19 protein-coding genes are annotated in these 24,519 nt (G+C 73.2%); 13 read left to right on the forward strand and 6 right to left on the reverse strand.

The window, feature by feature from the left end:
* Positions 1-207: 207 nt before the first annotated feature.
* The 4 genes from ABD481_RS36400 to ABD481_RS36415 all read right to left on the reverse strand — a co-directional run bounded on the left by ABD481_RS36400 (position 208) and on the right by ABD481_RS36415 (position 5,253).
* Complete coding sequence (locus ABD481_RS36400) at positions 208-1,014, reverse strand: AfsR/SARP family transcriptional regulator (protein ID WP_344670405.1); 807 nt, start codon at positions 1,012-1,014, stop codon at positions 208-210.
* A gap of 251 nt (positions 1,015-1,265) precedes the next feature.
* Entirely contained in the window at positions 1,266-2,102 is an 837-nt protein-coding gene (locus tag ABD481_RS36405; protein ID WP_344670406.1) for a 4'-phosphopantetheinyl transferase family protein, read from the reverse strand.
* Positions 2,099-3,103 (reverse strand): acyl carrier protein, encoded by a 1,005-nt coding sequence (locus tag ABD481_RS36410; RefSeq protein ID WP_344670407.1) that lies wholly within the window; start codon positions 3,101-3,103, stop codon positions 2,099-2,101. Before ABD481_RS36410 ends, ABD481_RS36405 begins: the two co-directional genes overlap by 4 nt.
* Entirely contained in the window at positions 3,100-5,253 is a 2,154-nt protein-coding gene (locus ABD481_RS36415; RefSeq protein WP_344670408.1) for an AMP-binding protein, read from the reverse strand. Before ABD481_RS36415 ends, ABD481_RS36410 begins: the two co-directional genes overlap by 4 nt.
* A gap of 1,424 nt (positions 5,254-6,677) precedes the next feature.
* Here ABD481_RS36415 and ABD481_RS36420 point away from each other — a divergent pair.
* The 11 genes from ABD481_RS36420 to ABD481_RS36470 all read left to right on the forward strand — a co-directional run bounded on the left by ABD481_RS36420 (position 6,678) and on the right by ABD481_RS36470 (position 19,527).
* Positions 6,678-7,949 carry a beta-ketoacyl-[acyl-carrier-protein] synthase family protein gene (locus ABD481_RS36420; RefSeq protein ID WP_344670409.1) on the forward strand — a complete coding sequence of 424 codons (1,272 nt, stop codon included), beginning with the start codon at positions 6,678-6,680 and terminating at the stop codon, positions 7,947-7,949.
* An 83-nt stretch (positions 7,950-8,032) separates the two neighbouring features.
* Positions 8,033-9,328 carry a ketosynthase chain-length factor gene (locus ABD481_RS36425; RefSeq protein WP_425559379.1) on the forward strand — a complete coding sequence of 432 codons (1,296 nt, stop codon included), beginning with the start codon at positions 8,033-8,035 and terminating at the stop codon, positions 9,326-9,328.
* A 140-nt stretch (positions 9,329-9,468) separates the two neighbouring features.
* The gene (locus ABD481_RS36430; protein ID WP_344670410.1) at positions 9,469-9,750 is read left to right on the forward strand and encodes an acyl carrier protein; all 282 of its coding nucleotides are present in this window, start codon (positions 9,469-9,471) and stop codon (positions 9,748-9,750) included.
* Between the two features lie 136 nt (positions 9,751-9,886).
* Entirely contained in the window at positions 9,887-10,735 is an 849-nt protein-coding gene (locus ABD481_RS36435) for a cyclase family protein (protein WP_344670411.1), read from the forward strand.
* On the forward strand, positions 10,732-11,514 hold the full coding sequence (locus ABD481_RS36440; protein ID WP_344670412.1) for an SDR family NAD(P)-dependent oxidoreductase: 783 nt from the start codon (positions 10,732-10,734) through the stop codon (positions 11,512-11,514). The genes ABD481_RS36435 and ABD481_RS36440 overlap by 4 nt, the downstream gene beginning before the upstream one ends.
* Positions 11,515-11,644: 130 nt before the next feature.
* Positions 11,645-12,586 (forward strand): aromatase/cyclase, encoded by a 942-nt coding sequence (locus ABD481_RS36445; RefSeq protein WP_344670413.1) that lies wholly within the window; start codon positions 11,645-11,647, stop codon positions 12,584-12,586.
* Positions 12,587-13,046: 460 nt separating this feature from the next.
* Positions 13,047-13,427 carry a TIGR04351 family putative TOMM peptide gene (locus tag ABD481_RS36450; protein WP_344670414.1) on the forward strand — a complete coding sequence of 127 codons (381 nt, stop codon included), beginning with the start codon at positions 13,047-13,049 and terminating at the stop codon, positions 13,425-13,427.
* Positions 13,427-15,943 (forward strand): TOMM precursor leader peptide-binding protein, encoded by a 2,517-nt coding sequence (locus tag ABD481_RS36455; RefSeq protein WP_344670415.1) that lies wholly within the window; start codon positions 13,427-13,429, stop codon positions 15,941-15,943. The genes ABD481_RS36450 and ABD481_RS36455 overlap by 1 nt, the downstream gene beginning before the upstream one ends.
* A 38-nt stretch (positions 15,944-15,981) precedes the next feature.
* A complete protein-coding gene (locus tag ABD481_RS36460; protein WP_344670416.1) occupies positions 15,982-17,547 on the forward strand; it encodes a SagB/ThcOx family dehydrogenase in 1,566 nt (521 codons plus the stop codon).
* 157 nt (positions 17,548-17,704) lie between these two features.
* Positions 17,705-18,904 (forward strand): sensor histidine kinase, encoded by a 1,200-nt coding sequence (locus ABD481_RS36465; protein WP_344670417.1) that lies wholly within the window; start codon positions 17,705-17,707, stop codon positions 18,902-18,904.
* A 17-nt stretch (positions 18,905-18,921) separates the two neighbouring features.
* Positions 18,922-19,527, forward strand: coding sequence for a response regulator transcription factor (locus ABD481_RS36470; RefSeq protein ID WP_344670424.1), 606 nt, complete (start codon positions 18,922-18,924; stop codon positions 19,525-19,527).
* Between the two features lie 7 nt (positions 19,528-19,534).
* Here the strand turns inward: ABD481_RS36470 and ABD481_RS36475 are convergent, their stop codons facing one another.
* On the reverse strand, positions 19,535-21,283 hold the full coding sequence (locus ABD481_RS36475; protein ID WP_344670418.1) for an acyl-CoA dehydrogenase family protein: 1,749 nt from the start codon (positions 21,281-21,283) through the stop codon (positions 19,535-19,537).
* A 46-nt stretch (positions 21,284-21,329) separates the two neighbouring features.
* Positions 21,330-22,361, reverse strand: a complete 1,032-nt coding sequence (locus ABD481_RS36480; protein ID WP_344670419.1) for a ketoacyl-ACP synthase III family protein — start codon at positions 22,359-22,361, stop codon at positions 21,330-21,332.
* Positions 22,362-22,497: 136 nt separating this feature from the next.
* On the opposite strand from ABD481_RS36480, the gene ABD481_RS36485 reads away from it, so the two are divergent.
* On the forward strand, positions 22,498-23,421 hold the full coding sequence (locus ABD481_RS36485) for an ABC transporter ATP-binding protein (protein ID WP_344670420.1): 924 nt from the start codon (positions 22,498-22,500) through the stop codon (positions 23,419-23,421).
* The gene (locus tag ABD481_RS36490) at positions 23,418-24,146 is read left to right on the forward strand and encodes an ABC transporter permease (RefSeq protein WP_344670421.1); all 729 of its coding nucleotides are present in this window, start codon (positions 23,418-23,420) and stop codon (positions 24,144-24,146) included. The genes ABD481_RS36485 and ABD481_RS36490 overlap by 4 nt, the downstream gene beginning before the upstream one ends.
* The last annotated feature ends 373 nt before the right edge of the window (positions 24,147-24,519 follow it).

Here is a 24,519-nt window from a genome sequence, read left to right on the forward strand (position 1 = left end):
GCGCCGCAGTGCCGGGAAGATCTGGTCGCTCCACCTCGGGGGCGGCGGGAGCGGGCCGGCGTGCTGCCGGATGGTGCTGCGAGCGGGTCGTGCTGCGAGCGGGTAGTGCTGGTGCTGCGAGCGGATGGTGCTTCGAACGAGTCCGGTTCCGGTACCTCGTACGCCGTGGGGCGCGGACGCGGTCACCTCATCAGAGCCCTGCCGTGCTCAGACCGGCAGCCGCTTCACCGACTCCGGGGTGACGTCCAGTCCCGGATCGCCGCACAGGATGGCCTGCTGGAGCCGCTGCACCCGGGCCGAGGGCTCGATGCCCAGTTCCTCGGTCAGGGTCTTGCGCAGCGTGTGGAACACCTCCAGGGCCCGCGAGCCGTTGCCGGAGCGGTAGAGCGCCAGCATCAGCTGCATGCACAGGTTCTCCTGCATCGGGTGCCGGGCTGTCAGGACCCTGAGCTCGCCGATCAGCTCGCTGTGCCGGCCCAGGCGCAGGTCCGCCTCGATCCGCAGTTCCAGCGCGCTCATCCGGGTCTCCTCCAGGCCCAGGACCTCCAGCTCCAGCAGCCGGCCGAGCTGGATGTCGACCAGCGCCGCGCCGCGCCACAGCTCCAGGGCCCGGCCCATGAGGTGGCTGGCCGAGCGGTCGTCGCCCAGCTCGAAGGCCCGGCGGCCGGCCTCGACCAGCCGGTTGAACTCCATCACGTCGCTCCAGCCCGGCTGCACCTCCAGCAGGTAGCCGCCGTGATGGGTGACCAGCACGTCCTTGGCCTGCCGGTCCGGGTCGTTGTGCAGCGCGGCCTCGATCATCCTGCGGACCTGGAGGATGTAGGTCTGCAGCGTGGTCGCGGCGCTGCGGGGCGCGGAGTCGCCCCAGACCTCCTCCATCAGCATCGGGACGGTCACGATGCGGTCCGCGTGCAGGGCGAGCAGGGCCAGGACCTTGCGCGGTTTGTGGGCGCTGGGGACGACCGACATCCCTTGTTCCTCGACTACCAGCGGGCCGAGCAGTCCGACTTCCACTGTCTTCCCCCTTTCGTGCGTTCGCGGTTTCCGATCGTTCGCTTGCGGCCTGATGCCGGCAAGAGTTTGGCTAGAGCATGCCCCGGTGCCGGTGGTGTGCCTAGTGACCGCGTCACGAGCCCGGTTGTGAAGATCTCACCCCGGCGGGGTGAGTCCGCCACCGCGGACCCCCGTTGATGGCCCTTGACATCAGTGTTTTGGGAATCCCGTGTCAATGTCACGCCGCCCCTCTCATCCGCTCACCGCCCCTGTCAGGACGCGCCGGACAGCGCGTCGATCAGTGCCTGGTCGAGCATCGTCTCGGCGGCGATGTCGACGGTCTGGCCGAATCCGGAGTCGCACAGCGCGACGCTGATCGTGTACTGCCGGTTCACCAGCCAGGTCCCGAACCGCCATTCGTCGCCGGTGCCGGGCGAGCCGTCCGGCCGCAGCACCCGGGCCCGGGGGTCGCCGAGCCGGAACCCGAACTCGGTGAACCGGAAGCGCAGCCCCTGGCCGATGGCCTTGCTGTAGGCCTCCTTCAGGGTCCACAGCCGCACCATGGCGCCGTTGCGCCGGGCCTGGGCGATGGTCTCCAGCATGGCCAGCTCGTGCGGGGTGCAGACCTGGGCCTCGATGCCCAGGCCGAGCATCGGGCGGTCGGCGGTCTCCACGTCCACCCCGATCCGGCCGTTCCGGGTCACCCCGACCACCAGCATGTCGTCGGTGTGGCTCAGGCTGATGTCGATCTGGTCGCAGCCGCGCAGGTAGGGCCGTCCGCCGGGCCGGTAGGCCAGGTCGATCAGCTCCGGGCGGCTGGCGATCACCGCCGCCGCCACGTGCTTGAGCAGCAGCCGGCTGGCCACGAAGCGGGAGCGGGCCATCGCGTGCTTGAACGTGATGTAGCGCTCCCAGTCGTGCCCGATCAGGGCTTTGAGCCGATCCTCGGGCAGGTCCTTGGGCTCCCAGTCCGGGAGCAGTCCGTAGGTCACCACCGCGCCGTGCTCGGCGAGCGTTCCGAGCACCGCGTCCCACGGGCCGTCGGGCCCGGGCACCTCGACCGGTCGGCCGGCCAGCGCGCCGGTCGCCGCGGTCCCGCGTGCGATCATGGGAGGGCGGGCGCCGCGGCCAGCTGCAGACGCAGGAAGTCGGCGACGACGCCCGGCGTCACCAAGTACTCCAGCATGTCCCGCAGCGCGATCTTGCCGACCTCGGGGATCCGTTGCTCCAGCCTGAACTTCAGCCGCATCAGCATCACCGAGTCGAAGCCCAGGTCGTTGCGCAGCGCGGCGTCCAGGCCGATCGGCGCGCCGGGTTCGGCCAGCACCTCGGCGACCGCGTCCAGCACGATCCGGGTGATCGGATCGTCGCCCTTGCGGCCCAGGCCCACCCGCTCCAGCACCTCGTAGAGCGCCGCGGCCGGCGCGTCCAGCGAGCGGCACACCGGCAGGCACACCGCGCGGCCGTCGCCGAGCGCCTCGATCAGGGCGCTGAGCATCGGCCGCGGGCCGATCTCCACCACCGTCGCCGGCTCCTCCAGCAGCAGCAGGTCGGCCAGCGCCGGCTCGAAGCGCTCCGGACTGGTGCGCAGCTCGATCCAGTAGCCGCCGTCCAACAGCTCGCCGGACAGCCGGCGGCCGCGGGCGCTGGAGTAGAACGGGGTCTGCGGCACGCCGGCCGGAGCCCGGGCGGCCAGCGCGGCGAACCGCTCGCAGCTGACCGTGCCGAACCCGGCCACCAGCGGCGCCGCGTGGCCCAGCGGCAGCGCGCCGGCCGCCACCGCGGCCGCGAACTCGCCCAGGCCGTGGCCCAGCACCGCGCACGGCGCCAGCCCGAACTCCTGCAGGGTGCGGGCCAGCGCGTACTGCACGGCGAACAGCGCCGGCTCGGCCAGCCCGGGCCGGCCGATCCGCTCGTCGCCGGCCACGATCAGGTCCAGCAGCTGCACCTCGGTGTGCGGTTCCAGCGCCGCCGAGGCGGCCTGCAGATGCGCGCCGTAGCGCTGGCTCTCCAGCACCAGACGGGAGGTCATCGCAGGGTACTGCGCCCCCTGTCCGGGGAAGACGAAGGCGGCCGAAGGCGGCGCGCCGGATGGCAGGGTGCCGGTCACGGGCGGTTCCTCTCGTCGTACGCCGGTTCGTGGTCGACGGCGGCCCGGTACCGCGTCCCCGGGTCCGGACCGGCCGCCTCCAGCCGGTCGGCCAGGTACGCGGCCAGGTCGCCGATGGTCGGGTGGTCGAAGGCGACGGTGGCCGCCACCGGCAGCCCGAACCGCGCCTCGATGTCCCCGCACAGGCCGAGCGCGGCCACCGAGTCCAGGCCGAGCTCGAACAGCACCGCGTCGTGGGCGATGGCCGGATGCCGCAGATGCCGGCCCAGCCGGGTGCCCAGCCAGGTGCGCAGCGCCGCCTCGCGCCGTTCGCGCGGGACGCCGGGAGTGAGCATGGTGTCCTCCGAGCGATGGGCCGGCGCCCGCATCGCCGAACCGCGGCGCGGGCCCTTGGCCCGGGCCCGGACCAGCGCCTGCACCGGCGGGTCGACGAGTTCGTAGAGCGCCTCGATCCGGCCGCCCAGGAACAGGTTGCGCACCGCGATCCGCTCCAGCTTGCCGCTGGTGGTGCGGCGCACCGTCCCGGGCCGGACCAGCACCACGCCGCCGGTGCGCACCGCGAAGTCCTCCGCGACCCGCTCCCGGATGGCGGTGGCCAGCTGCGCGAAGTTCGGCGAGGCCTCGCCGCGGCGGCGGCCCACGGCCCGCACCTCCTGCACCACCACGATCTGCTCGGGCTCCTCCTCCGGCTCCACGGCGAAGGCCACGCCGGCGCCGAAGGCCGCGCTGACCCGCTGCACCGAGCGCTCCACGTCCAGCGGATGCAGGTTGCGGCCGGCCACGATGATCAGCTCGCTGAGCCGGCCGGTGACGTAGAGCTCGCCGTCGTGCAGCAGCCCCAGGTCCCCGGTGCGCAGCCAGTCCGCGCCGCCGGCGTCGACCGTGCCGTGGAAGGTGCCGGTGGTCCCCGGCGGGCGGCGCCAGTAGTCGGCCCCGATGCTCGGGCCGCGCAGCCAGACCTCGCCCACCGCGCCGTCCTCGACCGGCTGCTCGGCCTCCGGATCGACGATCCGCACCTGCAGGTCCCGGACCGGGCCGACACTGGACAGGCCACGTTTGGCCTTGCCCGGCGCTGCCGGGCGCACCCGCCCCCGCTCCAGCTCGCCGCGATCCACGTCCAAGGTGGCCTGCGCGCCGCCCGGGCCGCTCACCGAGACCATCAGCGTGGCCTCGGCCAGGCCGTAGGCCGAGCGCAGCGCGCCGGGCCGCAGCCCGTGCCGGCCGAACCGGTCCTGGAAGGCGCGCATCGTCGAGGCCCGCACCGGCTCCCCGCCGTTGACCGCGATCTCCCAGCCGCTCAGGTCCAGCCCGGCCAGATCCCGGTCCCGGACCCGGTCCACCACCAGCTGGTAGCCGAAGTTCGGGGCCCCGGAGACCTGCACGCCGTGCTCGGCGACCATCCGCGGCCAGCGCCCGGGATCGCGCACGAACGCCTCCGGCGTCATCACCACCGCGGTGGCGCCCAGGAACAGCGGATGCAGCAGCTGGCCGATCAGGCCCATGTCGTGGTGCAGCGGCAGCCAGCCGCCGAACACCGAGTCCGGGCCGGTGCCCAGGGCCCGCCGGATCGCGGCCTGGTTGGCCAGCAGGTGCCGGTGCTGGATCACCACCCCGCGCGGGACCTGGGTCGAGCCCGACGTGTACTGCAGCAGCGCGGGGTCGTGGCCGTGCACCGCCGGCGGCCGCCAGTCCCCGGCGTCCGGGGTGTGGCCCTGCTCCAGCAGGGTGTCCACGGCGACGCAGTCGACGTGGCCGTAGCCGCCCAGGGCCAGGACCTTGCTGGCCTCCCCGGCGTCCTCGGCGCCGGTGAGCACCGCGCACACCGCGGCGTCCCGGCCCAGGGCCAGGACTCTGCGTTCGACGTTGGCCGCGCCCCCCAGCGCCGGAGCGGGGACCGCGGTGAGGCCGGCATAAAGAGAGCCCAGGAGCGACACCGCGAACAGCCGCGCGTCCCGCTGCTGGACCAGAACCCGTTCCCCGACCCCGTACCGGTCCCCGAGCCAGCCGGCCATCCGCCGCGCGTCCCGGTCGAGCTCCCCGTACTGGACCCGCCGCGTCCCCTCGCCGCCGACGACCACCAACGCGCAACGGTCCGCTCGCTCCGCTCCCCAACGTGCGATGACCTCGGTAAGGTTTCCGTATCCAGACATGTCAATTCCCCTCGAGCCCCGCCGACCGCTCATCCGTGAACAATTCGGGGAACCACTTGATCCGCAGTCTGCTCGCGGCGGCTCGAACGCGCCTCGAACAGATCTTGCGGACAGGACGAGCGCGGCTGGACGGCCCCGGGGCGCGCCCGGATGCGCTCCCCTGGCCAGGGCGGGTGCGGCGCCGAGCCTGATATCAAGGCACCGTTATGAGGTTTTCACGACTTCGGTCCCGCCCTTCTTCCCCCTCTTCCCGATCAGTAGGATGGCCGGTCCTGCCCATGATCGCGGGCGGGTGCGCGGGCGGCACCGCCCGATTCAGCGCCGCCGGACTCGGCCGGCGCTCGGGCCGCGGCTGACACCGGGTGCAGCGGGCCGCGCCGGGCCACCGCGGCCCGCCCGAACCGGCCCATCGCGGCCCGCCCGAACCGGGCCAGACCCACTTCAGACCGCTACAGACAGTCACGTTCAGTCGATCAACACCATCTCGCGGTCAGCAATTGAGCGCCGCCATTCGAGCCCTGATTTGTTCAGCTTCAGGGGAACTGGGGTCCAGACCTTGAAGCACGGCAGCCAACTGTGAGCAGAGCACGGGGTAGGAACCCACAACCCCGCTGGGCCTGGCGGCGCTCGCACTGCCACTCGACGCGACAGCCACCGGCAGAGTCAACACAATCGCTGCGACGGATCCCACGATTCCCACAACTGTGGGCCGCTTCATCCGATGCGTTGTGGGCGGCGCGAGCGCCCCGCCACGGGTGCCGTTCCTGTCATCCACTGAGGTCATGGGTGCCTCCGGTCGTCTCGAGTGATGTCCTCACCGGATGGAGCACCGGACGCCACGCAGATTCACCGGGTGCCCAGCGATGATTCTGGACTTGTCCTGATCGGAAGCGTTGCCGATAAGCCTGACCTGGGACGAAAGACTCTCAGTGCCGAACTGGCTGAGCCTCCTGTCCGCAGCGGCTTGAAGTGGGTCTGGCCCACATTCCGTGAAGGTGCCGGCATCAAGTCGGCGCGGGGCGAGGCAGAAGCCTTGCTCGCCAGCGAGGCCCTTCGACTCCGCCTGCCTCTTCACGGAATGTGGGCCAGACCCATCGCAGAGCGCCCGAACCGGCCGTGCCGGCCCGCCCGAACCGGCCGCCCCAGCCCGCCCGAACCGGCCGCCCCGGCCCGCCCGAACCGGCCGCGCCGGGCCGCGCCACCGCGGCCGCGGACCCGCCCGATCTGCCGCATCGACCGGATCCCGAGCCGCGCTCCACCGTCGATCCAGCGGCCGTCGAGCCCGCGTCGAGCCCCCAACCCGACCATGCCCCCAATCCGGACACCGGCCGTACCCACCGCCGTTCCGCAAAGGGGATGACACACGTGACCGAGCAACCGACCCCCCGCGGCCCCCAGCCGCCCGCCACGCCGGGGACACCGCGGTGAACCGCGGGGTGGCCATCACCGGCATCGGCGCCGTCGCCCCGGGCGGGGTGGGCGTCAAGGCCTACTGGAACCTGCTGATCGCCGGACGCTCGGCGACCCGGACCATCTCCCACTTCGACGCCGCGCCGTTCCGGTCCCGGGTCGCCGCCGAGGTCGACTTCGACCCCGCCCGCTGCGGCCTGACCCAGCAGGAGATCCGGCGCATGGACCGGGCCACCCAGTTCGCCGTGGTCAGCGCCCGCGAGGCCTGGCAGGACAGCGGACTGGACCCCGACGCCCTGGACCCCACCCGGATCGGGACCGCCATCGCCACCGCCGTGGGCTGCACCACCAGCCTGGAGCGCGAATACGTCGTGTGCAGCGACGCCGGCCGCAAATGGGACCTCGACCACGAATACGTGGTGCCCGAGCTCTACCGCCACTTCGTCCCCAGCTCCATGGCCGCCGAAGTGGCCGGCGACCTCGGCGCCGAGGGCCCCGCCGCCGTCGTCTCCACCGGCTGCACCTCCGGCCTGGACGCCCTCGGCTACGCCGTGGACCTGATCCGCGAGGGCAGCGCCGACCTGATGATCGCCGGCGGCACCGAGGCCCCGATCGCCCCGATCACCGCCGCCTGCTTCGACGCCATCCACGCCACCACCCCGCGCAACGACGACCCCGAACACGCCAGCCGCCCCTTCGACCGCGGCCGCAACGGCTTCGTCCTCGGCGAGGGCGCCGCCGTGCTGATCCTGGAGGAGACCGAGTCCGCCCGCCGCCGTGGCGCCCGCGTCTACGCCGAGATCAAGGGCTACGGCGCGCGCTGCAACGGCTACCACATGACCGGCTTGAAGCCCGACGGCCGCGAGATGGCCGAGGCCATCCGGGCCGCGCTGCGCGAGGCCCGCCTGGACCGCACCGCCATCGACTACATCAACGCCCACGGCTCGGCCACCCAGATGAACGACCGGCACGAGACCGCCGCCTTCAAGACCGCGCTCGGCGCCCACGCCTACCGCACCCCGATCAGCTCCATCAAGTCGATGATCGGCCACTCCCTGGGCGCCGTCGGGGCCCTGGAGATCGCCGCCTGCGCGCTGGCCATCGAGTACGACGTGCTGCCGCCCACCGCGAACCTCTTCGAACCCGACCCCGAGCTCGACCTGGACTACATCCCGATCACCGCCCGCGACCAGCGCACCGACGTGGTGCTCAGCGTCGGCAGCGGCTTCGGCGGCTTCCAGAGCGCCATGGTGCTGGCCGCCGCGAACTCCCGGAGCCGGTCGTGAGCCGCCCCGCGGACCTGGACGCCGCCCTGCTGACCGACGCCGGGGCCGACGGCCGCGCCGCGCTGGAGGACTTCGACACCGGCCTGCTCGACGAGCCCGAGGCCGTCGCGTTCCCCGGCGACTTCGCCGACGAGCTCGACGTCGCCCGCGCCGTCGTCTCCGGCCTCGGCATCGCCGCCCCCACCGGGCTCGGCGTCGAGGAGTACTGGCAGGCCACCCTGGAGGGCCGCTGCGCCGTCGGCGTCCCGACCCGCTTCGACACCTCCGGCTACCCGGCCACCCTGGCCGCCGAGATCCCCGACTTCGTGGCCCGGGACCGGGTGCCCGGCCGGCTGCTCCGGCAGACCGACCGCGCCACCCAGCTCGGCCTGGTCGCCACCGGCGAGGCGCTCGCCGACGCCGGGCTGGACCTGGACCGGCTGGCCGAGTACGACGTCGGCGTGATCACCGCCGCCTCGGCCGGCGGCATCGAGTTCGGCCAGCGCGAACTGGGCCACCTGTGGAGCAAGGGCAAGCAGTTCGTCAGCGCCTACCAGTCCTTCGCCTGGTTCTTCGCCGCCACCGCCGGCCAGATCTCGATCCGGCACCGGACCCGCGGCCCGTCCGGGGTGCTGGTGACCGAGCAGTCCGGCGGCATCGACGCCCTCGGCCAGGCCCGCCGGGTGGTGCGCAAGGGCACGCCGGTCGTCATCTCCGGCAGCGTGGACGGCGGGCTGTGCCCGTGGGGCTGGATGGGGCAGATGGCCACCGGCCGGCTGTCCGTCGCCGCCGACCCGGCCGGCGCGTTCCGGCCGTTCGCCGCCGACGCCGACGGCTACGTGCCCGGCGAGGGCGGCGCCATCGTCATCGTCGAGGACGCCGAATCGGCCAAGACCCGGGGCCTGGGCCGCGGCTACGGGGAGATCGCCGGCTACGCCGCCACCTTCGACCCCAGCCCGAAATCCGTCGAGCGGGCGCTGCTGGCCGGCCGCCCGGTCCCGCGCCCCGGCCTGCGCCGCGCCGCCGACCTGGCGCTGTGCGACGCCGGGGTCCGCCCCGACCAGGTGGACGTGGTGTTCGCCGACGCCGCCGGCGTGCCGGAGCTGGACCGGATCGAGGCCGAGGTGCTGCGCGAGCTGTTCGGCCCCTACGGGGTCCCGGTGACCGCGCCCAAGACCATGACCGGCCGGCTGATCGGCGGCGGCGCCTCGCTGGACGTCGCCACCGCGCTGCTGGCCCTGCGCGACGGCGTGATCCCGCCGACCGTCAACGTCGCCGAGCCGGCCGCCGAGTACGAGCTCGACCTCGTCACCGAGGTCCGGGCCCGGCCGCTGCGCACCGCGCTGGTCCTGGCCCGCGGCTACGGCGGCTTCAACTCGGCGCTGGTGCTGCGCTCCTGAGCCCGGCGGCGGACCGGCGAACCCTGGCGCGCCCTGGCGAAAGCAACCCCGGGCCCCGGTCGGTCGTCGAACCCGCATACCGCCGAACATCCGTCCCGCAGCAGTCCCCCCGCTGCACCCCTCACCCCCAGGAGGAACCCATGGCCGCCGGAACCGCCAGTGGCATCGACCGCGAAACCCTGACCCGCCTGCTCCTCGAGGCCATCGGCCTGGAGGAGGACGCCGACCTGGAAGGCGACGACGCCGACACCCCGCTGCTGGAGCTGGGCTACGACTCGCTGGCGCTGCTGCAGGTCGTCGGCCGGATCGAGGCCGAGTTCGGGCTGCTGGTCCCGGACACCGCCATCAACGACTCCGCGACGCTGGGCTCGCTGCTGGCCAGCCTGCAGAACGCGCGGCAGACCGAGGGCATGGTGTGGTGATCCGCCAGCCTCGCTCGAGCGCTCGGGAGTCTTCTTGGCTTCCGGGCGCTTCGCGCTGTCGCGCCGCGGGCGCCCGGGGCTGTTTCCTCGCGGGCCCGGGCCCGGCCGCGGGTGCCGAACCGGAGGAGTGGAAGACATGAGGATCATCGACCTGTCCACGGCGGTGGACGCCACACTGTGGGAACCCGAACCGGTCCAGCACGTCCCGATGTCGCCGCGGCAGGGCGCCGAGCACATGACCTCGGCCATGCGCGAGCACTTCGGGCTCGACCTGTCCCCGGACGAGCTGCCGGACGGCGAGTTCCTGAACAACGACACGTTCACGCTGACCGCGCACACCGGCACGCACGTCGACGCGCCCGCGCACTACGGCACCAACACCGCCTACGGCACCCCGCGCACCATCGACCAATTGCCGCTGGACTGGTTCTTCCGGCCCGGGTTCGTGCTCGACCTCACCGGCCTGGACGCGCCGGTGGCCCGCCGCGCGGACCTTGAGAAGGCCCTGGTGGAGATCGAGTACGAGCCGCGGCCCTACGACATCGCGATGCTCAACACCGGCTCCTGGGTCCGGGCCGGAACCCCGGAGTACTTCACCGACTTCGTCGGCCTGGACGGACCGGCCACCGACTTCCTGCTCGACCTCGGCGTCAAGGTGATCGGCACCGACGGCTTCAGCCTGGACGCGCCGTTCTCGCACATCATCGCCGAGTACCGCGCCACCGGCGATCGCAGCCTGCTGTGGCCGGCCCACTTCGCCGGCCGCCGGCGCGAGTACTGCCAGATCGAGCGGCTGGCCAACCTCGGCGCGCTGCCCAGGCCGCACGGCTTCACCGTCAGCTGCCTGCCGGTGAAGCTCACCGGCGCCGGCGCCGGTTGGACACGGGCGGTGGCCATCTTCGACAACGAATACGTAGACGTATACGAGAACACGGACGACCCCGGACCCGAGCGCGGCGGGCCGGCCCAGGAGGCGACGGCATGAGCGAGAACCCCGGTCCCGCCCTGATCACCGGCGGCACCAGCGGCATCGGGCTGGCCGTCGCCGAGACCCTCGGCGAACTCGGCCACCCCGTCTTCCTGTGCGCCCGCCACGAGGACGAGGTCCGGGCGGTGGTGGACAAGCTGCGCGGCCGCGGCCTGCGGGCCGACGGCGTGCGCGCCGACATCACCGTCCGCGCCGACGTCACCGCCCTGGTCCAGGCCTGCGTCGCGGCCTTCGGACCGGTCGCGGTCCTGGTCAACAACGCCGGCCGGGGCGGCGGCGGGATCACCGCCGAACTCCCCGACGAGCTCTGGGACGACGTCATCGCCACCAACCTCACCAGCGTCTTCCGCGTCACCCGCGAGGTGCTGGGTACCGGCGGCATGCTCGGCCGCGGCGCCGGCCGCGTGATCAACATCGCCTCCACCGGCGGCAAGCAGGGCGTGGTGTTCGCCGCGCCCTACTCCGCCTCCAAGCACGGCGTCATCGGCTTCACCAAGGCCCTGGGGCTGGAACTGGCCCAGTCCGGAGTGACCGTCAACGCCGTGTGCCCCGGCTACGTCGAGACCCCGATGGCCGAACGCGTCCGTCAGGGTTACGCCGCGCACTGGGGCACCACCACCGAGGACGTCCTGGCCCGCTTCCAGGCCAAGATCCCGCTCGGCCGCTACGCCACCCCCCAGGAGGTGGCCGGCATGGTGGCCTACCTCGCCGGGCCGGCCGCGGCCGCGGTCACCGCGCAAGCCCTCAACGTCTGCGGAGGGCTCGGCAACTACTGAGAGCCGGCGGCATCCCCCCAACGCCGCCGGTTCTCGCACCATCCCCTCGACCCGCACCACGCACCACCGCTCCCGGACCACCGCCCCCCAATCCCCGGCGGGCCGGGACCGACCAGAAAGGCGCACCATCGTGGCCATCCACGACACCAAGCACGAGATCCGGATCGACGCCGAGCCGGACGTCGTCTTCGGACTCATCCAGGACGTCTCCGGCTGGCCCCACGTGTTCGGCCCCACCGTGCACGTGGACCTGCTGCTCGACGAGGGCGATTCGCAGCTGCTGCGGATCTGGGCCACCGCCCAGGGCGGGGTCCACGACTGGACCTCCCGCCGCACCCTGGACCCCGGCGCCCGCCGGGTGTCCTTCCAGCAGATCGTCTCCAAGCCCCCGGTCGCCTCGATGAGCGGGGAGTGGATCGTGGCCGCCGCCGGTCCCGGCGCCTGCCACGTGGTGCTCACCCACCGCTTCGCGGCGATCGCCGACGACCCGGCCGCCGTGACCTGGATCGACGAGGCGATCGACCGCAACAGCACGGTCGAGCTCGGCGCGCTCAAGCGCGCCGCCGAACTCGGCGCCGGACGCGGCGAGCTGCACTTCTCCTTCACCGACGCCGAGATGATCGAGGGCTCGGCGGCCGCGGTCTTCGAGTTCGTCCGCCGCGCCGACCTGTGGCCGCAGCGGCTGCCGCACGTGGCGAGGGTGGAGCTGGAGGAGGAGCCCGGCGGCGTGCAGCGCCTGACCATGGACACCTCCGCCCCGGACGGCAGCGTCCACACCACCACCTCGGTCCGGCTGTGCTTCCCGGACCGCCGCGTGATCGTCTACAAGCAGCTCCGGCTGGCCCCGGTGATGGCCGGGCACACCGGACGCTGGCAGTTCGAGCAGGACGGCGGCACCGTCTTCGCCCGCTCCTGGCACACCGTGACCCTGGACCCGGACGGCGTCCGCGCCGCCCTGGGCCCGGACGCCACCCCGGCCGAGGCCCGCGCCCGGGTCCGGCACGCGCTGGGCACCAACAGCCTGGCCACGCTGCGGCGGGCCAAGGAGTTCGTCGAGGGCGGGGGCGGCTGAGCAGGGCTCTGGTGCTGGTATCGGGGCCCCATGCCCGGGGCCCGGGGCCCGGTGCCGGGTGCCGGGTGCCGGGTGCCCAGGCACCAAGTACCTGGTGCTGGTGCCGGTGCCGGTGCCGGTGCCGAGTAACGGTGCCGGTGCCTCGTAACGGTGCCTGGTGCCGATGTCAGGTATCTGGTGCTGGTGCTGGTGCTGGTGCCGGTGCCGGTCGCCCGCTGATTCCCTGCTGATCCTTCGCCGACCGCCCGCCGCCCGCCGCCCGCCGCTCGCACCGGCGGGCGGCGAGCGGCGCGCCGTCGGCGTGCCCTGCTTCACCTCCCTCCCACCGGCGCCCCCCGCCCGGCGCCCCCGCCCTCCCGCCGCTGGTCGCCGCCCCGCCGGCCGTGGTCGTGAAAATCTCATGTCCCGCAGGTGAGGCAGTAACTAGGCCGCGGCCTCCCGCCGCCGCACAATTTCGGCGATGCCAGAGTTCGAAGGCTGGCGGACATTCGTGCAAGAGGGAGGCATGATGACCATGTTCGCCGAGGCGGAGACCCCCATCGAGATGGACTGGCGGTTCGCCGAACTGGTGGCCCGTACCTGGATGGAGCCCGACCTCGCCCATCGATACCGCAACGACCCCGTCCCGGTGCTGGCCGAGTTCGGCCTGACCGTGACCAGCGCCGCCCAGGCCCCCCGGCTGGAGGCGGTCCCGACCGTGGAGCTCGTGATCGAGGGGCTCGACGACACCGACTACATACCCCACCACGGGGTCTTCTGTGTGAACGACAGCGTGCGACCGGCCGGGGACCCGCAGGTCCTGGTGCCGGCCGACGGCCACCCGGTGGTCTGGTCACGCTGATGACCACCCTGGGGGGACGCCGGCTGGGCTTCAAACGGCACCTGGAGGCCGCCGTGGTGCCCGGTGAGGCCGCGTACCTTGTCTCGGCGCGGGGGGTGACCGCTCTGCGGGGCCGTGCCATCGAGGTCCTGGCCCCGCTGCTGGACGGCAGCCGCACCGTGGCGGGCATTGTCCGCGACGCCGCTCCGGAGCTGAGCCCCGACCAGGTCGGGGCGCTGCTCGGACGGCTGGCCGAGGCCCGGTTCCTGGCCTTCGCCGACCCCGGGGGCGAACCCGGGACGGCCGGGGGCCCCGACCCCCGGCCGGCCCTGGCCTACTGGGAGCTGGCCGGCCTGGACGGCGCCACCGCCGTGCAGGCGGTGGCCACCACGCCGGTGGAGCTGATCGAGGTCGGCGCGGTGGACCGGGCCTCGGTCGACGCCGCGCTGGCCGGTTCGGGCCTGCACGTGCAGGGCCCGGACGGCGCCGAGCCGGCGGCGCTGTGCGTCGTGCTCTGCGACGACTACCTGGACCCGCGGCTGGCCGCGATCGACCGGCGCCGCCAGGGCGACGGCCGGCCCTGGCTGCTGGCCAAGACCGCCGGCCCGGACCTGTGGATCGGGCCGGTCTTCCGGCCCGGCGCCGGCCCCTGCTGGCACTGCCTGGCGCAGCGGCTGGCCGAACTGCGGCAGGCCGACCTGCGGGCCCGCGGCGCCACCGGCGTGCGGCTGCCCGAGGCCTCGATCGCCGCCGCCCGCGCGGTGGCCGCGCAGCTGGCGGTGCTGGAGGCGGCCAAGTGGCTGGCCGGGGTCCGCGAGGCCGGCCAGAACGCCGTCTACACCCTGGACACCCTGACGCTGACCGGCCGGCACCACCCGGTCACCCGGCGCCCGCAGTGCCCGGAGTGCGGCGATCCGGCGCTGGTCGCCGAGCTCGCCCGGCGCCCGGTGGTGCCCGCGCCCCGGCCCCGCGCGGGCCTGGGCGACCGCGCCCTGGACCCCCAGGACCTCTACGACCGCTACCGGCATCTGGTCGACCCGATCAGCGGCGTGGTCCGGGAGCTGGTGGACCAGGAGCGCGCCGACGGCTTCGTCTATCGCTGCGCGGCGTCCACCAACGTGGCCGTCCCGGCCGGCCCCGGCGATCCCGGCGCGCTGCTGCGCACGCTCAGCGCGGGCAAGGGCGCCACGGTCCTGGCCGCGCGGGTCGGCGCGCTCGGCGAGGCGGTGGAGCGGCACTGCGCGGTCCGGCAGGGCGACGAGGCCGTCGTCGTGGGCAGCTACCGCGACCTGGCCCCGGCCGCCGTGCACCCGGACACCGTCCAGCTCCAGGACCCGCGCCAGCTCGCCGACCGGGACCGCTGGAACCGGACGCACGGCGCCGCGCACTGGATCTGCGAGCCCTTCGACGAGGACGCGCCGCGGGAGTGGACCCCGGTCTGGTCGCTGACCGGCCAGTGCGAGCGGCTGCTGCCGACCGCGCTGCTCTACTTCCACCACGGCCGTCCCGGCGCCAGCCGCCAGGTGTGGGCCGACTCCACCGGGAACGCCGCGGGGGCCAGCCTGGAGGACGCCATCGTCGCCGGGTTCCTGGAGATCGTCGAACGGGACGCGGTCGCGCTGTGGTGGTACAACCGCACCCGGCAGCCCGGCATCGACCTCGACGACTGCGACGATCCGCTGGTGGTCCGCGCCCGCGAGGTCTGCGCGCGCGGCGGGCGGCGGCTGTGGGCCCTGGACCTGACCGCCGACCTGCCGGTCTCGGTGGTGGCGGCGGTCTCGGTGGCCGGCGGCGACCGGCCGGCCCGGCCGATGCTCGGCTTCGGCGCGCACTTCGACCGCCGGGTCGCGCTGCGGCGGGCGGTGGCCGAACTCGGCCAGATCGCCGCGGTGCTGCACCCGGTGGACGCCCCGGCGTCCGCGGCGCTGCCTCCGGTGTCGCTGTGCTCCGCCACGGCCCGGCCGGCCGCGGCGGTGCTGTCCGCGACCGCGGCCGGGCGGCTGTCCGACTCGGGGACCGAGGTGCCGGCCGAGCCGGTGTTCGATCCGGTGTTCGGGCCGATCTCCGGGCCGGGCTCCGGGCCGAACTCCGGGCCGAATCCCGCACCCGGTCAGTGGTCGGACTCCGGCCTGCCGCCCCGGCGCCGCGGCCATCCCGCCGCGGATCCGCCGCTGGAGCAGCTGCGCTGGTGGCAGGCCCTGGGCCCGGTCCCGCCGGACTACCTGCGGCCCGACCCCGACCGTCCCACCCGCTCCGGCGCCGAGCCGGGGCCGCACGTCCGCCCGCCGCACGCGGACCTGCGCCAGGACGTCGAGGACGTGGTCGAGATGGTCCGGGCCGCCGGACTGGAGCTGCTGGTCCTGGACCAGACCCGGCCGGACGTCGGCATGCCGGTCGTCAAGGTCGTGGTCCCCGGGATGCGGCCGGCCCGCGCCCGGCTGGCCCCGGGCCGGCTGTTCGACGTGCCGGCGGCCCTGGGCCGCCGCCCCCGTCCGCCCGAGTACCGGGAGCTCAATCCGGTCCCCCTGGTCATCTGACCCCGGTCAGCCGACCCCGAACGCGAAGTCGAGGACCCATGGCAGCCGACGCGCCGTCGCCGTCCGTCCCGCCGCCCGGCGGGGCGGTCCGGCAGCTGTGGTCGTTGCGGCCGGACGTGCTGGTGGAGACCGCCGACCGGACCCTGACCCTGGTCAGCCGGTGGGGCGAGACCGTGATCCGGGCACCCGGGCCGCTGCTGCGCGACTCGCTCACCCGGATGCAGCTCGGCCCGATCTGGCTGGACAACGTGCTCGACGTCGAACGCCGCCCGCAGGCGCAGGTGCTGGCCGAGCGGGCGGCCATGATGCTGGCCCTGGGCCGGCTGGAGCACCTGGTAGTGCGCTCGCTCGCGGCCGAGGGCGGCGGCCGGATCCTGCTGTCGGTGGAACCGGTGGCCCGGGCCGCCCGGTTCCGCCCGCAGCCGGTGGAGGACGGCCTGCCGGTGCGGCTGTCCCGGTTCACCACCCTGCGCACCGTCGGCGGCCTGCTCACCGCCGAGTCGCCGCTGGCCCTGCACCGGGTGCTGATGCACCAGCCGGAGGCGGCGATGCTGGTGGCCGCGCTGGCCGGGGCCCGCACCCCGCAGGCGCTGGAGACCCTGGTCGGCGGCCCGCCGGAGCTGGTCCGCACCGCCCTGTCCTATCTTCTGGCCGCCGGGATCGCGGTGCGGGGCCGGCCCGGCCTGCCGAACCCGGTGTTCGAGGAGGACCAGGACGCCGCGCTGCGCATGTGGTCGGCGAACGACCTGGCCTTCCACGCCGGCACCACGCTCGGCCGCAACGACGGCGACTTCGGCGCGACCTATCCGCTGGGCCCGGGCCCCAATCCGGAGCCGGCGGTCAAACCGCGGGCCCGCACCGGCCGGATCCCGCTGTACCGGCCGGAGCTGAAGGAGGTGCAGGCCGCCGACGCGCCGTTCACCGCGGTGCTGGAGGCCCGGCGCTCGCACCGGCGCTTCGACCCGGTCGCGCCGACGCTGCGCGAGCTGGGGGAGTTGCTCTACCGGGCGCTGCGGATCAGGGCCCAGAACGCGGTCGGCGGCGACCCGGACGCCGGGCACATCCAGGACCGGCCCTATCCGGCCGGCGGCGCGGTGCACGAGCTCGAGTTCTACCTCACGATCGGCGAGTGCGACGGGCTGCGCCCGGGCGTCTACGCCTACGACGCCCTGCGGCACGAGCTGGTGCCGGTGGCCTCCCAGCCCCAGGACCGCTGCGACCTGCTGGCGCAGGCCCAGGTCGCCGCCGAGCTGGAGGGCTGTCCGCCGATGCTGATCACGGTGACCGCCCGGTTCGGCCGGGTCTTCTGGAAGTACAGCAGCATCGGCTACCGCCTGGTCATGCAGGACACCGGCGTGGTGCTGCAGACCCTCTACCTGGTGGCGACGGCCATGGGCCTGGGCGTGTGCGCGCTCGGGGCGGTCGACATCGACCGGACCGCCCGGGTGCTGGGCCTGGACTGGCGGGTGGAGTCCGGGGTCGGCGCGATGGTGCTGGGCCGCCCGCGCGGCGCGGTGCCCGGGTCGGTGCCGGCCGGCGCCGATCCCGCCGACGCGCAGTGGCCGCGGTGGCCGGACGGTGTCCGGGAGCATGGCACGCGGTGAGGCCGCCGTCGGCGCGACGAGCGGGCACCGACGGCGCCGGCGCGGGGGAACACCTGCCCATTACCGCCCACTGCAAGGGTTTAGCTCCAGGTCAGCACCGAAAAGCAGGACTCTGCCACAGTTGACACGCTCCGGAATGGTGACATCATCTCGTTGTATGCCTACCGACGTGAGCGCGGGCCCGGCCGGTTTCGGCGGGGATGACGACATCCCGCAGCCCGCGTTGGCCAAGCGCATCCTGTACGTGCTGGTGTTCGCGTTCGTCGTCAACGGGATCATCAACATCCGGCTGGACAACGAGGCCGACCACGACACCGCGAAGTTCGTCTGGTCCCTGGTCTGCATCCTGGCCAGCTTCGGCTTCCTGCTGCTGCACATCTCGCCCCGGCCGCGGCGCTGGCCGATGTGGGGCAGGGTGCTGTCATTGTCGGTGCAGGCGGTGTTCACCTATGTGCCGTACTTCGCGCTGTCCCAGACCTGGGGCGGGATGGCCGGCCCGCTGGCCGCCTCGATCCTGCTGGTGCTGCCCCGGCCCACCGCCTGGTTCCCGTTCGTCGCGGTGGTGCTGAGCATGTGGCCGGTGGCCACGCTGAACTACCACACGGCCGACTGGATCTCCTACTTCGTCAGCTCCACGATGGTCGTCGGCCTGGTGGTGTTCGGCATGACCCGGCTGTCCGAACTGGTCCGGGAGCTGGCCGCGGCCCGCAGCGAACTGGCCCGGATGGCGGTGGTCGCCGAACGCCTGCGGTTCGCCCGCGACCTGCACGACCTGCTCGGCTACAGCCTGTCCTCGATCACCCTGAAAAGCGAGCTGGCCTACCGCCTGGTCCCCGGACAGCCGGACCGGGCCCGCCGGGAGCTGACCGAGATTCTGGAGGCCTCGCGGCAGGCCCTGGCCGACGTCCGGGAAGTGGCCAGCAGCTACCGGGAGATGTCGCTGGCCACCGAGGCCTCGTCGGCCAGGACCATGCTGGAGACCGCCGAGATCGACGCCTCGGTCCGCATCGACCTCGGTCCGCTGCCCCGGGACCTGGACACGGTGCTGGCGACCACGCTGCGCGAGGGCGTGACCAACATTCTGCGACACAGTAAAGTCCAGCACTGTAGTATCACTGCCGTCCAGACCGGCACCTCGATCCGGCTGGAAGTGGCCAACGACGGCGTCACCGACCAGGACGACGACGACGCCCTGGCCCGTTCCGGCAGCGGGCTGGGCAACCTGCGCACCCGCCTGTCGGCCTTCGACGGCACCCTCACCGCCGGGGTCGGGGCCGACCAGTGGTTCCGCCTCGTCGCCGAGGTCCCGAAGACCGGAGCGAAGACCGCGAGGGCAGCAACGAGCAGCGGAGGATAGATGTGACGGGCGGCCGGATCAAACTGTTGCTGGCAGAAGACGTCACCATGCTCCGCGCGGCCCTGATCTCCCTGCTGGAGTTCGAGGAGGACCTGGCCGTGGTGGCCGACGTCGAACGCGGCGACGAGATCGTGGCCGAGGCCATCCGCACCCGCCCGGACGTCGCGGTCATCGACATCGACCTGCCCGGCATGGACGGCCTGACGGCGGCGGCCGACCTGCACGAGAAGCTGCCGCAGTGCCGGACCCTGATCCTGACCAGCCTGGGCCGCCCGGGCACGCTGCGCCGGGCCCTGGCCGCGCACGTGTCGGGCTTCATCCTCAAGGACGCGCCGCCGGCCAGCCTGGTGGCCGCGGTGCGCAACGTGGCCTCCGGCCGCCGGGTGATCGACCCGCAGCTGGCGATGGCCACGTGGGAGAGCCCTGAGAACCCGCTCTCCCGCCGCGAGACCGAGATCCTGCGGATGGCCGCGGAGGGCGCGGATCCCAGCGACATCGCCGCGCACCTCTACCTGTCGCTGGGTACCGTGCGGAACTATCTGACCTCGATCGTGATGAAGCTGAACGCGCGCAACCGGGTCGACGCCATCCGCATCGCCTCCGAGGCGGGATGGATCCCGTAGCGTCCTTTCACGCCAGCCGGGTGCAGTACAGATCGAAGCTCTGGTTGGCGTGATAGCGGCGGAACGCCTCGTCCAGGACCCACTCCTCGTAGTCCGCCGCGGTCGGCGGGAGCGGCAGGTCCAGCCGCTTGCCCAGCCGGGTCAGGGCTCCGATCGCCCAGCGCGGGTCGGCCAGGAACGGGTCCCGGCCGTCCTCCCGGCCCTGCTGGTCGCGCCAGACCCCGAGCACCGCGGCCGCCGCGCAGACCAGCGCGTAGCGGTCGGCCAACGCATAGCTCTGCGGGGTCAGCAGCGCCTGTCGGCCCTGAACCCCCAGCTCCACGCAGGCGCGCCGGAGATTGTCCAATTCGGCCACGAACAGGTCGACCATTGTTCGCAAAGTGGCCACCCGCCGACGATCGGTTCCCGGCGGCACGTGCGTTCCCAGCATCCGCGCGCCGCCGAGCAAAGCCGCAGCTAGCGGGTCCGTGTCGCCGACGACCTTGGTCAACCGCTCCAGCGCCAGCGGCGGGAGGGCGCCGTCCAGCTGGAACAGGGCCGGATCCGGCTCCGGGGCGCGAAACCAGCTTCGCTCCGCGAACCGGGGCAGATTGGTCACCAGCGTCGCCTGCCGGCCCGCGCTGCCGGAGTGGCCCAGTCCGGTGACCGGCAGGTCCCGCAGATGCTTCTGGAACATCCCGTACGGCCCGGTGGTCATGTACTGCGCGTTGCCCAGCACCACGGTCAGGTTGTCCGAGGTCTCGGCCAGCAGCTTGGGCACCACGTAGGCGGCCGCGGCGGCCACCGCCAGCGAGTCCTCGGGCACCACGTGCACCGCCCGGCAGGCGGCCAGCGCCAGGCAGTCGCCGACCAGCGTGTCCAGCAGCGCGCCGGCCAGCACCGTCGTCTCGTGCCCCGAGGCCTGCCCGCGTTCGCCGGCCTCGCCGTTCTCGGCCACGAAGCGCACCGCGGTCCGCAGGATCGTGTCGCCGGAGGCGATCTGCGTCGACACCACCAGCCCGCGCACCAGGCCCGAGCCGCGCAGGCCGATCTGCACCGCCCGGCCGGCCGCGCCGACCAGCGCCTCCGGCGGCAGCGGGCAGTCGACGAACTCCAGGCCGCCGAACCAGCACCCGCGCATGCCCACGGTCGGATAGCGCGGCAGCTCCTCCAGGCACAGGTCCGGCAGCGCGTCCCGGTCGACCAGCAGCACCGAGTACGCGCCGGGGCCCTCGCCGTCCTCCTGCCGGGCCATCACCACCAGGCCGCGGGCCCGGTCGGCGTTGGCGATGGCGCTCTTGAAGCCGTTGAGGACCCAGCCGTCCGGCTCCGGCGCGACCGACAGCTCCTCGCGGGTCAGGTCGTTGGCATGGGACTCCTCGCGGCGCACGAGCGTCACGCGCTCGTTGGCCAGCAGCATCCCGGCCAGCAGGCCGCACTGCTGCTCGTCGCCCTCCAGCCAGACCATCGAGGAGGCGATGAAGCTGAGCAGGCCGGTGCTGAAGCCCAGCGCCGGGTCGCGCCGGAACACCGGACGCAGGATCCGGCCCAGGCCGTCCAGGGCCTCGAAGCGGCCGCCGTAGCGGGACGGGACGAGTTCGGCCCCGATCCCGAACTCCGCGAGCCGGTCCTCGCCCTCGCCGACCAGCTCCCAGTGCTCGTCGGCGGTGAGCAGGGCGTCGCGCCCGATCGGGTTGGCCGGGTCGTCCAGCGAGCCGAGCAGGCCTTCCAGCGTGGCCGCGCGGCTGGACACGCCGGGCACCGTGGTAGTGGTCACGTGCTGCTCCTATAGGTGTGTTGCGTTCGCATGTGAATCAGGGTGCTCACAGCACCTCCAACACGGCCGCCGCCCAGCTGTAGCCGGCGCCGACCGAGACCAGCAGGCAGTGGTCGCCGGAGCTGATGAGGCCCCGGGTGACCAGGTGGTCCAGGCTCGCGAACTGGTCGGCCGCCCCGAGGTGGCCGACGGTGCGGCTGAAGTCCCACGTGGTGCGGGCCGGGTCCACGCCCATCGGCTTGAAGTAGATCGAGTCCAGCCGGCGGCGCCCGAAGTGCGGCAGTACCACCCACCGGGCGTCGGCCAGCTCGATCCCGGCGCCGGCCAGGGCCTCCTTGACGACCTTGCGCTGCCCGGCCGCCGTCCTGCTGATCGAGAACGACATCCCGTAGCGCTGGGTGAAGGCCTGTTTCGCCGCGCCGAAGTCGATGGGGATCCGGGTACTGAAGGGCGCGGGGCCGAACTCCGGGTCCCCGCGGTGCATCTCCTCCAGCTCCGAATCGGAGTCGACGGCGACCGACGCGACCCGGGCGAACCCGCCGCGGCGGGACAGCACCACGGCCGCGGCGCCGTCGGCATAAGGGGTTCCGGGGTCGGTGCGCCACCGGTCCACGCCCGGCAGGCAGAACCGGTCCCCGGCACTGACCAGCGCGTCGGACCGCACCGGATCGGCCAGCAGATACGACCGCGCCAGCTCCAGCGCGGCCAGGCCGCCGTTCGACATCTGCCTGATCTCCACCGCCAGCGCCCGGTTGCGCACCGTCTCGCGCTGGATGTAGGAGGCCACCGGCCACATGTCCTGGCCCTGGTGGTAGACGGTCGCGTGGACGATCAGGTCGATGTCGGCGGGCCCTGATCCGGCCCGCTCCAACGCCTGCCGCGCCGCGGCGACCGCCATCTCGGCGGCCGACTCGCCGCCGGCGACCGACACCGACTCCACATCGGTCCGGGCCACCGACCGCGCGTCGCACTCGCCGGCCGCCAGGGCGTCGGCGACCAGCAGCCGCTCGGGCAGGCGCACCCCGGTGGCGCGCAGGTAGACGCCGCTCGCGGGGGCCGTCCGGTGGTCCGTCGTCATGGGCCGCATCGTGCGGCGCGGCGCTGGAGCCCGGCTGGAGCCGCCACCTCTGAACTGGCCGATATGAAGAACTCACCCCATATACGTGCCGTTATTCACTACTCCGGACCGATCCACGCCGTCACAATGAGTGACTATGAGTTTCCATGACGGGGCCCCGCCCGGGGTCCGCCTGGTCGGCTTGACCAAGTCCTACGGCCAGGTCAAGGCCGTGCGCGGCATCGATCTCACGATCGACGCCGGCCAGACCGTGGCCCTGCTCGGGCCGAACGGGGCCGGCAAGTCGACGACGATCGACGCCATGCTGGGCCTGTCCCGGCCCGACGCGGGCACCGTGGAGATCTTCGGCCGCGGCGCCTCCGAGGCGATCCGCGCCGGCCTGGTCGGCGCGATGCTCCAGAGCGGCCAGCAGCCCGAGTACCTGCGGGTCCGCGAGGTGGTCGAACTGACCGCCTCCTACTATCCGAATCCGCGCCCGGTCCAGGAAGTCCTGGACCTGACCGGCGTGGCGGAGTTCGCCGACCGCTGGGCCACCCGCCTGTCCGGCGGCCAGAGCCAACTCGTCCGCTTCGCCGCCGCCCTGGTCGGCGACCCCGACCTCCTGGTCCTGGACGAGCCCACCGCCGCCGTCGACGTCGCCGGCCGCAACGACTTCTGGCGCGTGATGCGCGAAGTGGCCCGACAAGGCAAGACCATCGTCTTCGCCACCCACTACCTCGAAGAGGCCGACGCCTTCGCCGACCGCATCGTCCTGCTGGCCGCCGGCCGCATCGTCGCCGACGGCCCCGCCACCGAGATCAAGGCCCTGGCCGGCACCCGCACCATCCGCGCCACCCTCCCCACCGTCGACCCCACCGACCTGTCGGCCCTCCCCGGCGTGGCCACCGTCCAACGCCACGGCGACACAGTGATCCTGTCCTGCACCGACGCCGACACAGCCCTGCGAGCCCTCCTGACCACCTACTCCGCCGCCCGCGACCTCGAAGTCCGAGGCGGCAGCCTGGAAGAAGCCTTCCTGGAACTGACCGAGGACCACGAAACCGCGGCGGTGCCGGCATGAACACCCACCTGAAACTCGAAGTCCTCCGCACCTTCCGCAACCGAGGCTTCCTGATCGTCACCCTGGCCCTCCCCCTGGTCCTCTACTGCGCGGTGACCCCCGGCAACAAGAGCAAGCACGCCATGGTCGAGAACATGCCCTTCGAGCTCTACTTCATGACCGGCATGGCCGCCTACGGAGCCCTCTTCGCCGTCTTCTCACCCACCACCCGCATCGCCCTGGACCGCCAACGCGGCTGGACCCGCCAAACCCGCGTAACCCCCCTCCACACCACCACCTACCTCACCGCCAAGGTCGCAACCGCCTTCCTGGTAGCCCTGCCCTGCGTAGCCCTGCTCTACATCGCCGGCACAGCCTTCGGCGTCCGCATGTCAGCAACCCAATGGCTCGAAATGACCGGCCTGCTCCTCCTGGGCCTGATCCCCTTCATCATCATGGGAATCACCGTAGGCCACCTGGCCAAAGCCGAATCCATGCCCGCAGTGATCGGCGGCCTGGTAGTGATCTTCGCCCTCTTCGGCGGAGCCTTCGGCGAATTCTTCAACAGCGGCACAACCCTGAAGGTGATCAAACTCCTGCCCTCCTACTGGCTCTGCCAATCAGGCAAGGTCGCCAAGGGCGACGGCGCCTGGCCCACCGAAGGCTGGATCGTAGTCGCGGCCTGGACCATCGCCATGATCGCCATCGCCATCCCGGCATACCGAAGAGACACGCGGCGAGCCTGACTCCCCGCAACCAGACTGCGGCGCTCCACTTGCCTGCGCAGGTGGGGCGCCGCTGCGTGTGCCGGGAAAAACGCCAGCCGCCATGAGGACCGGCAGCGGGCAAGACGACTGGCCATCATCGCGACCGATTGCCTACCACCCTCGGGACCGGCGGCGGCCAGCAGAACTGATCGGCATCGCGACCGATTGCCAGCCACCATCATTACCGGCGGCGGCCAGCAGAACCGGTGGTCATCGCGACCGGGTGCCTCGCTTTTTGCTTTGCCCCAAAGTTAGGTCTTCGGTTCCGGTCTTTCCGTCGCTTCGGCGGGCGTAGCCAATCGCGCCGCCCAGGCGGTGTCAAGGCTCGCATGAGCTGGGGCACAAGCCTGAA

Source organism: Catenulispora yoronensis (assembly GCF_039531695.1).
Taxonomy (GTDB): Bacteria; Actinomycetota; Actinomycetes; order Streptomycetales; family Catenulisporaceae; genus Catenulispora; species Catenulispora yoronensis.